General features: G+C 69.8%; 13 protein-coding genes. 7 read left to right on the top strand and 6 right to left on the bottom strand.

The window, feature by feature from the left end:
- The first annotated feature begins 50 nt into the window (after positions 1-50).
- A complete protein-coding gene (locus HUN07_RS12745; protein ID WP_254622917.1) occupies positions 51-539 on the top strand; it encodes a helix-turn-helix domain-containing protein in 489 nt (162 codons plus the stop codon).
- A gap of 26 nt (positions 540-565) precedes the next feature.
- Here HUN07_RS12745 and HUN07_RS12750 read toward each other — a convergent pair whose 3' ends face one another.
- On the bottom strand, positions 566-1,378 hold the full coding sequence (locus tag HUN07_RS12750) for a hypothetical protein (RefSeq protein ID WP_174910040.1): 813 nt from the start codon (positions 1,376-1,378) through the stop codon (positions 566-568).
- A 67-nt stretch (positions 1,379-1,445) separates the two neighbouring features.
- Here HUN07_RS12750 and HUN07_RS12755 point away from each other — a divergent pair, with 67 nt between their 5' ends.
- From HUN07_RS12755 to HUN07_RS12765, 3 genes are read left to right on the top strand one after another with little or no spacing between them, the layout of a single operon-like run.
- On the top strand, positions 1,446-2,273 hold the full coding sequence (locus HUN07_RS12755; RefSeq protein ID WP_174910042.1) for a DUF3097 domain-containing protein: 828 nt from the start codon (positions 1,446-1,448) through the stop codon (positions 2,271-2,273).
- A gap of 58 nt (positions 2,274-2,331) precedes the next feature.
- Positions 2,332-2,763: an NfeD family protein gene (locus HUN07_RS12760; RefSeq protein WP_114723034.1), complete on the top strand. Its 432-nt coding sequence runs from the start codon at positions 2,332-2,334 to the stop codon at positions 2,761-2,763.
- Between the two features lie 5 nt (positions 2,764-2,768).
- A complete protein-coding gene (locus HUN07_RS12765) occupies positions 2,769-3,938 on the top strand; it encodes an SPFH domain-containing protein (RefSeq protein WP_114723138.1) in 1,170 nt (389 codons plus the stop codon).
- A 78-nt stretch (positions 3,939-4,016) separates the two neighbouring features.
- Here HUN07_RS12765 and HUN07_RS12770 read toward each other — a convergent pair whose 3' ends face one another.
- The 5 genes from HUN07_RS12770 to HUN07_RS12790 form a co-directional block, all read right to left on the bottom strand.
- A complete protein-coding gene (locus HUN07_RS12770) occupies positions 4,017-4,856 on the bottom strand; it encodes an alpha/beta fold hydrolase (protein ID WP_114723035.1) in 840 nt (279 codons plus the stop codon).
- Between the two features lie 141 nt (positions 4,857-4,997).
- Positions 4,998-5,528 carry a hypothetical protein gene (locus tag HUN07_RS12775; protein ID WP_174910043.1) on the bottom strand — a complete coding sequence of 177 codons (531 nt, stop codon included), beginning with the start codon at positions 5,526-5,528 and terminating at the stop codon, positions 4,998-5,000.
- Entirely contained in the window at positions 5,525-6,106 is a 582-nt protein-coding gene (locus HUN07_RS12780; RefSeq protein ID WP_114723037.1) for a hypothetical protein, read from the bottom strand. The genes HUN07_RS12775 and HUN07_RS12780 overlap by 4 nt, the downstream gene beginning before the upstream one ends.
- A gap of 66 nt (positions 6,107-6,172) precedes the next feature.
- Positions 6,173-6,832, bottom strand: a complete 660-nt coding sequence (locus HUN07_RS12785) for a TVP38/TMEM64 family protein (protein ID WP_174910046.1) — start codon at positions 6,830-6,832, stop codon at positions 6,173-6,175.
- A 49-nt stretch (positions 6,833-6,881) separates the two neighbouring features.
- Positions 6,882-7,703: a PaaI family thioesterase gene (locus tag HUN07_RS12790; protein ID WP_174910047.1), complete on the bottom strand. Its 822-nt coding sequence runs from the start codon at positions 7,701-7,703 to the stop codon at positions 6,882-6,884.
- Between the two features lie 172 nt (positions 7,704-7,875).
- Between HUN07_RS12790 and mutA the strand changes: the two genes are divergently transcribed.
- The 3 genes from mutA to meaB are packed head-to-tail and all read left to right on the top strand — an operon-like array spanning position 7,876 to position 13,035.
- Positions 7,876-9,771 carry a methylmalonyl-CoA mutase small subunit gene (gene mutA / locus HUN07_RS12795; protein WP_174910049.1) on the top strand — a complete coding sequence of 632 codons (1,896 nt, stop codon included), beginning with the start codon at positions 7,876-7,878 and terminating at the stop codon, positions 9,769-9,771.
- Between the two features lie 14 nt (positions 9,772-9,785).
- Positions 9,786-12,047, top strand: coding sequence for a methylmalonyl-CoA mutase (gene scpA, locus HUN07_RS12800; RefSeq protein ID WP_174910051.1), 2,262 nt, complete (start codon positions 9,786-9,788; stop codon positions 12,045-12,047).
- The gene (meaB, locus tag HUN07_RS12805) at positions 12,034-13,035 is read left to right on the top strand and encodes a methylmalonyl Co-A mutase-associated GTPase MeaB (RefSeq protein WP_254622918.1); all 1,002 of its coding nucleotides are present in this window, start codon (positions 12,034-12,036) and stop codon (positions 13,033-13,035) included. Before scpA ends, meaB begins: the two co-directional genes overlap by 14 nt.
- Positions 13,036-13,049 lie beyond the last annotated feature (14 nt).

Below are 13,049 nucleotides of genomic sequence, written 5' to 3' on the forward strand. Positions count from 1 at the left end.
AGGCGCGTTTCCGAATGGAAACGCGGGATGTGGAGGGCTATGTTGGGCGGGTGCACGACACCCTCTATCACCGCTTCGAATTCTCGTTCATCGTTCCGCTGCTGACACTTTCGCGGGAGGCGACGATCGCGGAGGAGTTCGGCGGCCGCGTCGACGACCGTTCGGGGCTGCAGCTGCTGACGGTGACGACCGAGGGCATGCGCTGCGCGACCGCCGGCATGAGCCTGGTGGACCAGTTGGCGGCGCGGGGGGTGCGTCCGCTGCGCACCCATCCGGATCTCGTGACCCGGCAGGACGTCGCCGACCGTGCCGGGGTCACCCGCCAGGCGGTGGGGCAGTGGGTGCGCGGCGTGCGGCAGAAGGGAACCCCGTTCCCGGTGCCGTTCAACACCGTCTCCGGCGGCATCTGGCTGTGGGGCGACGTGTACGCCTGGCTGCGGCACCACGACTACGGTCGCGACACCGGCCTGCGATACCCCACCCTCGACGAGCACGTGCGGATCGACCGGCACATCGTGATGAACCACCGCGACGACTGAGCCGTCTCGGGGCCGTCTCGGAGCGGTCAGGCCCGGTGTGCCGACCCCGCGCACGCGGACACCGCGGCCACCCGGGCCGAACGGACCGCGGCCCACAGTGGGCGCAACAGTTCCTCGCTGGCGGCGGCGCTGGACGCCGACGGTGCCTCGGTGGGTGAATCGTCCTCGGCGACAGCGAGAATCGTGGCCACCTGGTCGGCGGAGTCGAGGATGCGCAACGCCCGCGTCGGGATCGTGTCGGGGTACCGATGGTGCGCGCGGTCGTCGAGCGCCTCGGCGATGCGCCGGCGGGGATCGCCGTCGGCGCGGCCGGTCTGCACCGACGACAGGCGCAGCAGTGCGTCGGCGGCGCCGCGGATGGCCTCGCGCATCGCGTACTCGGCCTCGCCCAGTCCCGTGTAGTCGGCCGCCGGCGGCACCGTCGCTATCGGAAAGACCGTCCACCGCAGCACGTCCGGTCCCTCGATCACGGGCACGAGGCCGGTTCCCGGATGCCCGGTCTCGCCGACGATCACGCCCTCGCCGGCGTCGAGCGCCGCCCGCGCGAAGCCGGTGCCGGCGGGCAGGCCGCGCACGTCACCCGGTGCCGGTAGGACGAGACGCACCTCGGCCCCCGCGGGCGCGGTGCCCTGTCGCACGATGCGCAGCAGGAGCGGCCCCGCGCCGTCCTGAACGCCCGGCCAGTCGAGCCCGGTCGACTGCGCGGTTGCGGCGTCGGAGGCGCCGACGATGTGCATCGGCGCCCACTGGTGCAGGGCGTCGATCACGTCGTCGGGGGCGCTGTCGCCGGCGAGCCAGGAACCGGCCCACACGGTCAGCGTCGCGCTGGGGGAACTCACGGTTAACGAGCATAGGACGGCGTGGCGACCGGCGCGCGCATGCCTTGCTCGCATAGCGTGAAGTGCCGTGAACGCGAGCAACAAGTACGGCGACATCTACGCCGGCCACCCCCGGACCCGGAAGCCCTCGATCCCGAAGGTGGCGGCGGAACGGGACCTGGTGGTCGAGGACGCGTCGACCGGATTCTGCGGGGCCGTCGTCGGCTTCGAACGCACCTACGACGGCGACTTCGTCCGACTCGAGGACGGTGCCCGGCGCACCCGGCTGTTCGCGATGCGCGAGGCCGCGTTCCTCATCGACGGTCGGCCCGTCACCCTCGTCCGTCCCGCGCCGCAGCAGCAACAGAACGCGGCGGCGCAGCGTTCGGCGTCCGGTTCGACGCGGGTCGAGGGCCTGCGGGCCCGCACCGCGCTGCCCAGCCGGATCTGGGTGGAGGGCGTCCACGACGCCGCGCTCGTCGAGCGGGTCTGGGGGCACGACCTGCGCGTGGAGGGCGTCGTCGTCGAGCATCTGGAGGGGCTCGACAACCTCGCGGACCGGTTGGTCGAGTTCCAGCCGGGTCCGGGACGCAAGGTCGGTGTGCTCGTCGACCATCTGGTCACCGGTTCCAAGGAGGAGCGGCTGACGCAGGGGCTCGGCCCGCACGTGATGGTCACCGGCCACCCGTACATCGACGTGTGGGAGGCGGTGCGACCCAAGGCGGTCGGGATCGCCGCGTGGCCCACGGTGCCGCGCGGCCAGGACTGGAAGACCGGTGTGTGCGACGCGCTGGGCTGGGGCACACCGCAGGACGGGTGGCGCCGCGTCTACGGCGCGGTCAGCAGTTTCCGGGATCTCGAGGCCCCGCTGATCGGTGCCGTCGAGCGGCTTGTCGATTTCGTCACCGTCGATTGATCCACAGCCGGGTCCGCGGTCCCGGCGGCCGCGTCCCGAGTTCTGGTTAGATGGTGGCGTGGCAGCTCTGATTTGGCTGGTGGCGGGGGTGTTGTTGGCGGCTGCGGAGGCGTTGGCGGGGGAGTTCTTCCTGCTGATGCTCGCCGGTGGCGCGTTGGCGACGGCCGGCTTCAGCGCGGTGACCGACTTCCCGGTGTGGGTCGACGCGATCGTGTTCGGTGTCGTCTCGGTCGCGCTGGTCTTGGGGGTGCGCCCGGTGTTGTTGCGGCGCTTCGAAGCTCCACCGCTCAAACTGACCAATGCGGCCGCGTTGGCCGGCAAGCAGGCGCTCGTCCTCGAGGAGGTCGGGGCGCACGCCGGGCAGGTCAAGCTCGACGGTGACGTGTGGACGGCGCGTCCACTCGACGTCACCGAGGTGTATCCGCCGGGCACGACTGTGACGGTGATGGAGATCGACGGCGCGACCGCCGTCGTGTGGAGGGGACCGTAGAAGACATGGCAGCACTGATAGTTCTGGCGGTACTGGTCGTACTCGTCGTCGTAGTGGTCGCGAAGTCGGTGGCCCTCGTGCCGCAGGCCGAGGCGGCCGTGATCGAGCGGCTCGGCCGCTACGTCAAGACCGTGTCCGGTCAGCTCACGTTCCTGATCCCGTTCGTCGACCGGATCCGGGCCAAGGTCGATCTGCGTGAGCGCGTCGTGTCGTTCGCGCCGCAGCCGGTCATCACGCAGGACAACCTAACCCTGTCGATCGACACGGTCGTCTACTTCCAGGTGACCAACCCGCAGGCCGCGGTGTACGAGATCAGCAACTACATCGCCGCCGTCGAGCAGCTCACCATCACCACCCTCCGCAACGTGGTCGGTGGCATGACCCTCGAGGAGACGCTGACCTCGCGCGACTCGATCAACGGTCAGCTGCGCGGCGTCCTCGACGAGGCCACCGGACGTTGGGGTCTGCGCGTCGCGCGGGTCGAGCTCAAGAGCATCGATCCGCCGCCGTCGATCCAGGAGTCGATGGAAAAGCAGATGAAGGCCGACCGCGAGAAGCGCGCGATGATCCTCACTGCGGAGGGCCACCGCGAGTCGTCGATCAAGACCGCCGAGGGCGCGAAGCAGAGCCAGATCCTCGCCGCCGAGGGCGCGAAGCAGGCCTCGATCCTCGGGGCCGAGGGTGAGCGTCAGTCCCGGATCCTGCGGGCGCAGGGTGAGCGCGCCGCGAAGTACCTGCAGGCGCAGGGCGAGGCCAAGTCCATCGAGAAGGTGTTCGCCGCCATCAAATCGGGCAAGCCCACCCCCGAGATGCTCGCGTACCAGTACCTGCAGACGCTGCCGCAGATGGCGCAGGGCGACGCGAACAAGGTCTGGCTCGTCCCGAGCGACTTCGGTGACGCCCTCAAGGGATTCGCGAAGACTCTCGGCGCACCGGGCGACGACGGTGTCTTCCGCTACGAGCCCACCCGCACCGAGGACGAGGACCTGCCGCGGCCCGAGGACGACTCGGAAGAGGTGGCCAGCTGGTTCGAGACCAAGACCGACCCGGCCGTCGAGCGGGCGGTCCGTGCGGCGGAGGCCGTCGCGCGGACGCCCGTCGAGAGCCCGCTCACCCAGGAACACCTGCTCGGCGGCACCGACGAGCCCGGCGAATTGCCTCCCGGCAAGGAGTAGGCCGTGCCGCGGTGACGCGGCCGCGGGCCTGTCGAGCGACGCACGCACGTCGCGGCATCGGCCATCGGGGCATTGTCGTCATCGGAGGTGGGTGCCGAGGAACTCGACCACTCGGGGCACGACATGGTGCGCGTGGGTCATGACGCCGCCGTGGCCGGCGTCGGGGACGACGCACAGTTCGGCAAGGGGCATCTGTTCCACTGCCGCTCGGGCCTGGGTCGGACCGAGCAGTGGATCGAACTCGAAGGCGACGGCAAGAACCGGAACGTCGATCTTCGGCAGCCGGTCCATCCGGCCGTGGTCTCGGAGCCAGGCGTGAGACGCACGTGCCTGGGCGACTTCGCCGTCGCTCGACGTCCACTGCGCACTCTGATAGGCGGACATGGCGGCCCACTGTTCGACCATGGGCGACGCTGTGGCCAGTGCTGTGGGCGGCAGTGCCGTCAGGAGGGTCTGCATGGTCATCACGTCCGCAGGCAGAGCGCCCAGTTGATCTATCAGGGTCGATTCGCTGTTGACGACGGCATGCAGGAGGGGCGTGGTCGGACCGGGGCCGGCGATGAGGACTGCGGCGGCGAAGAGCTCCGGCTGTGTGGCGAGCAGGTGTTCGGCGGTGAAGCTGCCCAGCGAGTAGCCGACCAGTGCGGGTGGGCGGTCGAGATCGAGGGTGGCGATGAGGGCCAGCAGATCGTCGCCGAGGTCCTCGACCGTGCAACTCGCGGACGGTGCCTCGCTCGGTACGACGCCCCGAGATGCATAGGCGATGGCATCGAAGCCGTGATCGACGAGGGCTGGGGTCAGCCCGGCAACGTCCCAGGCGACGGGAGGCATCCCCGTGCCGCCGATCAGGACGACGGGAGGGCCCTCTCCTCGGCGATCCACCCCGAGCCGGATTCGTCCGGTATCGATCATCTCCATGGCAGGGATTCAATCACCGGGAGCTCGGTGGAATGTCGACAATGACCTTCCTCTGACCTTTCGCTGCCGGCGCGGGCGCTACGGCAGCGCGATTGTCGCGAAGCCTCGGGACAGGTCGCTGCTCGGACGGAGCCTGTGGCCTCAGGTCAACAGCGCCCGGCCGACACCGGCGGCGGCCACGGCCCACAGCACGCTGGTGAAGGTGCCGATGATGAACTGCTCCGACGCGTGCGGTTCGCGCAGTTCGGGGTAGCGGGCGAGGCCCTTCACCGCGAGGACGATCGCGATGCCCTCGGGCCAGCCGGCGAGGATCGAAACGGCGACTGCGGCCCGTTCCAGGAGACCGATGACCCGGCCGCCGCGGAGCGGGCCGTCGTCGGGTTCCGGACCGGCGTCGGGCTGGCGGCGGGCGAACCGGAAGGCCGCCAATACCATCGGCGCGCCGCCGGTAGCGGCGGCCGTCACTGCCAGGACGTAGGTCGTGGCGAGTGCGAACCCCGTGACCGGGGGCGCGCCCGTCGCGGCGACGGCCGCACCGCCGAGCGCCAGTACGGCGACCACGGGCGCGATCCGGACGACCGCCCCGGAGTGCGCGGACGACGCCGCGAGGCGGCCCGCGACGGTCCCCACGAGCGCGGCGACCCCGATCAGGGTCAGGCTGAGTACGGTCATCGATCGGCCTTCCGGAGTAGTCGCTCGGTCAGTCGGCGGCCCGCAACCTCGGCTTGCCAGCCCGCGGCGGTGAGTCGCTGGGATACGGCCTGTTTGCTGATGCCGAGTGCGGCGGCGGCCTCGGCCTGCGTGAGGCCGCGTTCCATGAGCGACACCGCGGCGTGCCCCTGTGGGGAGCGGCGCGAGACGAGTAGCGCGACGAGGGTCAGTGCCGCGTCGGCGTCGGCGGCGGCATCCGGGTCGGCCGCCTCGACCGCGACGCCGCCGGGGGCCTTCTTCGCGCGTTCGACGGCCACCCGGGCGGCCTCGAACGCCGGCCCGCGACCGGCCCGCGTCTGGGTCGGCAGCGGTTCCTCGACGATCCCGATACCGATTCCGATGCTCCAATGACCTCGCCGAACGAGGTCCAGCACGAGGTCGACCACGGCGGCAGCGTCGTCGTCGACGGCCTGGACCTCGTCGCCGGCGGTGCGTTCGAACGGGCGGAGCAGGCGTCGGTTCCCGAGATCGGCGAGCAGTGGACCGACGCGGTCGATGTCGCGTCGGCTGCCCCGTTGATCCACGGTCAGAACGAACATAGAGCAAGGCTAAGAGCTTGAAACCGGAAGATCAAGCTTCAAAGCTTTACTTTACGAAGTCCAGTCTCAATCCTTGACTGCCGCCTCGGGGACCGGCGTTCGCGCATCGACGAACAGGCCGAGGACGCCGACAGCGATGCACACTCCCGACACCGCCAGCATCGCTGGATCGGTCTTGCCGGTCAGTGCGTCCGCGAGCAGCACCACCCCGACTGTGCCCGGAACGGTCCCGACGACGGTGGCGACGGTGTAGGGGAGTACCCGGATCGACGACACTCCGCAGCAGTAGTTGACCACCGAGAACGGGATCGCGGCGATCAATCGGAGAGACCCGACCGCGAGCCAACCGCGTCGCGCCAGGCGCGCATCCACCGCCTTCACCGCCGGGTGGGTCAGATGGGCGGCGACCGCATCACGACCGATCGCGCGCACCACCAGCAGCGCGAGCACCGCGCTGACGGTCGTGGCTGCGAGTGCGACCGCGATGCCCGTCGCGGCACCGAAAAGCACGCCCGCGCTGACTGTGAAGATGGTGCGGGGAATCGGTGCCATCGTCACGACGACGTGCACGATGAAGAATGCGACCACGAACATTGGCCCGACCGACTCGGACCACGTCCGGACCTGGTCGATCGAGGGGTGCGGCACCATCGCGGCGGCGACGAACAGCACCGCCAGGCCGACGAGGGCAGCGAGGAGCCGGGGATCCCTCAGTCGCGCAATCACAGTCGGCCAGGATACCCGCGCTCGACCTGGTTTCCGTCGGTCTGCCCGGCTATCGACTCGGCCGGCGGCACGTCACGGTGGCGACCGCGCACACGCGTCCGTCCGCGTCGGTGCTCGTCACCCGGGCGACCGCGACCGCGCGACCGGCACGGATGACCTCCGCAGTGAAGACGAGGTCGGCGTCGACGGGAGAAGGCCGGAAGAAGTTGATCCGCAGCGATGCGGTGTGCATCGGCGTATCCGGTGCGCTGACGGCGGCGTTGCCGATCAGATCGATCGCGCAGGCCTGGATCCCGCCGTGCATCACGCCGAGCTTGTTGGCCAGGGCCTGGTTCGGCGGCACGATCAGCCGCGGATGCTCACCGTCGCGCTCGATCCGGCCACCGATCCGGACGAGCGGCGCGACCGACGCGGCCGGCACCGAGGCGGCCGTTGCGAGGGGGCGGACCACCGTCGCGCTGCGATCGGTGCCCGCGTCCACGAAGTTTCCCCACGCGGTGCCGGTCGCGATCAACGTGTCGGCGCTGTCGCGGATCTCCGTCGAGCTGGTGCCACCGTCCGCCGTCACGGCCACGACCCGGCCGTCGGCGTGCAGTTCGGGCCCGTGCCACCCGGTGGGTGTGACGAAATCCACTGACAGGTCCGCGGTCACCAGTCCGCTGCGTTCGCCGCGCCGGTCCCACAGCGTGAATCCGAGGATGTCGTCGACGAGAATGCCCAGCGTGGCGGTGGGGGAGGTGGCCCAGGAGTCGAGCCCTTCGATGTCCATCGTGAGCCGGTTGAACCCGTCCAGGCGCTGCGGCGGACGCATCCGGAACAACCTCTGGGGAGTGACGGACACGCCTTCTTCCAGCACGTTCGCAACGCTCATGAACCGAGGCTAACGAACGTCGGGTGGTCCTCACGTCAGCGGCCACGAGGATGCGGTTAGCATCACAGGTCAGAGGACGACAATCGTCCCATTTGTTTGCCGGATTGTTTTGCCCGATTGGAAGACCGGTCGCCATGAGCGATCGCACGTGAGAGTGAGAGGGAGCCGCCCCGTGTCACCAGCTTCAGAGGCCGAGGACGCCGCGCGCGCCTACTCGGAGTGGCAGCAGGCCGTGGCCGGCGTGCTCGCCAAGTCCCGTCGAGTGGACGCCGCCGAGCTGGGCCCGGAACCGCAGAAGCTTCTCGAGACGACCACCTACGACGGTGTGACGATCTCGCCGTTGTACACCGGACGTGACGAGCTTCCCGAGTCGCCGCTGCCCGGACAGTTCCCGTTCGTCCGTGGCACCGATGCCAGCCGCGACGTCAACGCCGGCTGGTTGGTCAGTGCCCAGTTCGGTCAGGACACGCAGAACGCCGCCGAGGTCAACCGCGCGATCCTCGACGGCCTCGAGAACGGCGTCAGCGCCGTGCGGCTGTCGCTCGGCGGCCAGAACCTTCCCGTCGCCGCGCTCGACCTCGCGCTCACCGGTGTGCTGCTGGATCTGGCGCCGCTCACGCTGGACGCCGGTGCCGACACCGCCGCCGCGGCACAGCAGCTCTTCGCCCTGCTCGACCAGCGCGCCACCGCCGGCGACGGTGTCACCGACCGCGCCCAGGTGCGGGCCGGTCTCGGTGCGTCACCGCTGACGGACGCGTTCGCCGGCGCCGCGGGCGTCGAGCTGTCGGATGCCGTCTCGCTCGCCGAGACCGCGGCCGGCCGCGACGAGTCGATCCGCGCGATCACCGTCGACGGCACCGCATTCCACAACGCCGGTGCGAGTGACGCCGAGGAGCTCGGTGCGGCCGTCGCGGCCGGCGTCGAGTACCTGCGGGCGCTCACCAACGCGGGTCTGACGATCTCGGCGGCCCTGGGCCAGCTCGAGTTCCGCCTGGCCGCCACCGACGACCAGTTCCAGACCATCGCGAAGTTCCGCGCCGGCCGCCAGGTGTGGGCCCGCGTCGCGCAGGTGTGCGGTGCCTCCGAGTTCGGTGGCGCGGTGCAGCACGCGGTCACCTCCGCCGCGATGATGGCGCAGCGCGATCCGTGGGTGAACATGCTCCGCACGACGCTCGCCGCGTTCGGTGCCGGTGTCGGCGGCGCCGACTCCGTGACCGTGCTGCCCTTCGACGTTGCACTGCCCGCGGGTGCCGCAGGCGTGTCGAAGTCGTTCTCGGCGCGCATCGCCCGCAACACCCAGCTGCTGCTGCTCGAGGAGTCGCACCTGGGGCGCGTGCTCGATCCCGGCGCCGGTTCTTGGTACGTCGAGGACCTCACCGAGGAGATCGCGGCCAAGGCGTGGGAGTTCTTCCAGCAGATCGAGACCGTCGGCGGCTACTCCGCGGCGATCGGCTCCGGCGTGATCGGTGACCGCATCGCCGCCACCAAGGCTGCCCGCGACTCCGACATCGCGCACCGCAAGACCGCCGTCACCGGTGTCAACGAGTTCCCGAACCTCGCTGAGGCCCCGCTGCCGGCGGGCGCTGCCGAGGCCGGTGCCACGGTGGCCCGCTACGCCGCGGCGTTCGAGTCGCTGCGCGATCGTTCCGATGCGTTCCTCGCGGCGAACGGCGCACGGCCTCAGGTGTTCCTGGCGCCGCTGGGGCCCGTCTCCGAGCACAACGGACGGTCCACGTTCGCATCCAACCTCCTGGCCTCCGGTGGTATCGAGGCGATCAACCCGGGTCCGCTGGACGCCGGAGACGGCAGCATCGCACCGGCGGTGAAGGAGTCCGGAGCCCGCATCGCGGTGCTGTGCGGCACCGACAAGCGCTACGCGGAGCAGGGCGCGGCGGCCGTGGCCGCACTGCGGGAGGCCGGCATCGAGCAGGTGCTGCTGGCCGGTCCCGAGAAGATCTTCGCTGACGTCGAGGGCGCTCAGCGTCCCGACGGATTCCTTACCGCTCGCATCGATGCAGTGACGGCGCTGTCCGGCCTGCTCGACGCAATCGGCGGCGACAACAAGTGACTGGGAGCATCGAAGTGACAACGAACGAGGTGCAGCACGTCATCGGCAGTTTCGCCGACGTCGCGCTGACGGACCCGCAGTTCCCGAAGCCGGCTGCACCCACCTCCGAGCAGACCGAGGCGCTCATCGAGAACCTCGCGACGGCGAACAACTACACCCCCGAGCAGGTGGTGTGGTCGACGCCCGAGGGCATCGACGTCAAGCCGGTCTACACCAAGGCCGACCGGGACGCCGCCGAGGCCGACGGCTACCCGCTGGGCAGCTACCCGGGTGCGGCCCCGTTCCTGCGCGGCCCCTACCCGACGATGTACGTCAACCAGCCGTGGACCATCCGCCAGTACGCCGGCTTCTCCACCGCCGCCGAGTCGAACGCGTTCTACCGCCGCAACCTCGCGTCCGGTCAGAAGGGCCTGTCGGTCGCTTTCGACCTCGCGACGCACCGCGGCTACGACTCCGATCACCCGCGCGTGCAGGGTGACGTCGGCATGGCCGGTGTGGCGATCGACTCGATCCTCGACATGCGTCAGCTGTTCGACGGCATCGACCTGTCGCAGGTGTCGGTGTCGATGACCATGAACGGCGCGGTGCTGCCGATCCTGGCGCTGTACGTCGTGGCGGCCGAGGAGCAGGGTGTCGCTCCCGAGCAGCTGGCCGGAACCATTCAGAACGACATTCTGAAGGAGTTCATGGTCCGCAACACCTACATCTACCCGCCGAAGCCGTCGATGCGGATCATCTCCGACATCTTCGCGTACACGTCGGCGAAGATGCCGAAGTTCAACTCGATCTCCATCTCGGGCTACCACATCCAGGAGGCCGGTGCGACCGCCGACCTGGAGCTGGCCTACACGCTCGCCGACGGCATCGAGTACATCCGCGCCGGTCTCGACGCGGGCATGGACATCGACAAGTTCGCGCCGCGCCTGTCGTTCTTCTGGGCGATCGGCATGAACTTCTTCATGGAGGTCGCCAAGCTCCGCGCCGGGCGTCTGCTGTGGGCCGAGCTGGTCGAGAAGTTCGCTCCGAAGAACGCCAAGTCGTTGTCGCTGCGTACCCACTCGCAGACCTCCGGCTGGTCGCTCACCGCGCAGGACGTGTTCAACAACGTCGGCCGCACGTGTGTCGAGGCGATGGCCGCGACGCAGGGCCACACCCAGTCGCTCCACACCAACGCGCTCGACGAGGCGATCGCGCTGCCGACCGACTTCTCGGCCCGCATCGCCCGCAACACGCAGCTGCTGATCCAGCAGGAGTCGAACACGGTCCGTCCGATCGACCCGTGGGGTGGCTCGCACTACGTCGAGTGGCTCACCAACGAACTCGCGAACCGGGCCCGCGCCCACATCGCCGAGGTCGAGGAGGCCGGCGGCATGGCGCAGGCCATCGGTGAGGGCATCCCGAAGCTCCGCATCGAGGAGGCCGCGGCCCGCACCCAGGCCCGCATCGACTCCGGCCGGCAGCCGCTGGTCGGCGTCAACAAGTACGTGCCGGACGAGCCGGACAGCATCGAGGTCCTCAAGGTCGACAACACCAAGGTGCGTGCCGAGCAGATCGCCAAGCTGCAGCAGCTGCGCGCCGAGCGTGACGAGGCCGCCACCCAGGCGGCTCTCGCGGAGCTCACCCGCGCCGCGGCGTCCACCGAGGGCGGCATGGAGAACAACCTGCTCGCTCTCGCCATCGACGCCGCCCGCGCCAAGGCGACCGGCGGCGAGATCTCCGACGCGCTCGAGAAGGTGTACGGGCGCCACCAGGCCGAGATCCGGACCATCAGCGGTGTGTACCGGGACGAGGCCGGAAAGGTGAGCAACATCTCGAACGCAATCGAACTGGTCGAGAAGTTCGCCGAGGACGAGGGACGTCGTCCCCGCATCCTCGTCGCGAAGATGGGCCAGGACGGCCACGACCGCGGCCAGAAGGTCATCTCCACGGGCTTCGCCGACCTCGGCTTCGACGTCGACGTGGGACCGCTGTTCCAGACCCCCGAGGAGGTCGCCCAGCAGGCGGCCGACGCCGACGTCCACATCGTCGGTGTGTCCTCCCTCGCCGCCGGTCACCTCACGCTGGTGCCGGCGCTGCGGGAGGCCCTCGCTGCGGTGGGTCGCCCCGACATCATGGTCGTCGTCGGCGGCGTCATCCCGCCGGGCGACTTCGAGGAGCTGTACCAGGCCGGTGCCGCGGCGATCTTCCCGCCCGGCACGGTCCTGGCGGATGCGGCCATCGGTCTGTTGCAGAAGTTGTCGGAGCAGTTGGGACACGATCCGATTGCCGCCGACTAGCCGTCCGCCGCTCGATCTGGCTGCGCTCGGTGACGCGGTCCTGGAGGGCCGGCGAAGTGATGTGTCCAAGGCCATCACCCTCGTCGAGTCCACCCGGGCCGATCACCGGGAGCAGGCGCAGCAGTTGCTGCTGGGCCTGCTCCCGCACGCCGGAAGCGCGATCCGGGTAGGCATCACGGGTGTTCCCGGTGTCGGCAAGTCGACGACCATCGAAGCGCTCGGGATGCACCTGATCTCGTTGGGGCACAAGGTCGCCGTCCTCGCGGTCGACCCGTCCTCGACGCGCACCGGCGGCTCGATCCTCGGCGACAAGACCCGGATGCAGAACCTGTCGGTGGAGCCGAACGCGTTCATCCGGCCGTCCCCGACATCGGGCACCCTCGGCGGTGTCGCGAAGGCGACCCGCGAGACGATGGTTCTGCTCGAGGCGGCCGGCTACGACGTGATTCTCGTCGAGACGGTCGGTGTCGGGCAGTCGGAGGTGACGGTCGCGAACATGGTCGACACGTTCACGTTCCTCACCCTCGCCCGGACCGGTGACCAGTTGCAGGGCATCAAGAAGGGTGTCCTCGAGCTCGCCGACATCGTCACCGTCAACAAGGCCGACGGCAAGCACGAGACCGAGGCGCGGGTCGCGGCTCGCGAACTGGCCGGTGCACTCCGGTTGATCTATCCGCACGACGCGTTGTGGAAGCCGCCGGTGCTGACGATGAGTGCGCTCGAGAACATCGGCGTCGACAAGTTCTGGGACGAGGTGCTCCGGCACCGCCAGGTGCTCGGCGACGCCGGTGAACTCGAGCGTAAGCGGCATCAGCAGCAGGTGGACTGGACGTGGTCGATGGTGCACGACCAGCTGTTGCGCCGACTCGACTCGAACGCGCGGGTGAAGAAGATTCGTGGCGACGTCGAGGACCAGGTTCGTGAGGGGTCGCTCACCGCGGCTCTCGCTGCGCACCGGATCCTCGAGGCATTCGACGGCGCCGAGTAACGCTGTCCCGCAGT

It is taken from the genome of Rhodococcus sp. W8901 (genome assembly GCF_013348805.1).
Classification (GTDB): domain Bacteria; phylum Actinomycetota; class Actinomycetes; order Mycobacteriales; family Mycobacteriaceae; genus Prescottella.

Excerpts from the sequence above, each read along its gene's own strand:
- HUN07_RS12775 (WP_174910043.1), bottom strand. The coding sequence starts at position 5,528 with ATGACCGTACTCAGCCTGACCCTGATCGGGGTCGCCGCGCTCGTGGGG.
- HUN07_RS12790 (WP_174910047.1), bottom strand. The coding sequence starts at position 7,703 with ATGAGCGTTGCGAACGTGCTGGAAGAAGGCGTGTCCGTCACTCCCCAG.
- HUN07_RS12780 (WP_114723037.1), bottom strand. The coding sequence starts at position 6,106 with ATGTTCGTTCTGACCGTGGATCAACGGGGCAGCCGACGCGACATCGAC.
- HUN07_RS12765 (WP_114723138.1), top strand. The coding sequence starts at position 2,769 with ATGGCAGCACTGATAGTTCTGGCGGTACTGGTCGTACTCGTCGTCGTA.
- HUN07_RS12770 (WP_114723035.1), bottom strand. The coding sequence starts at position 4,856 with ATGGAGATGATCGATACCGGACGAATCCGGCTCGGGGTGGATCGCCGA.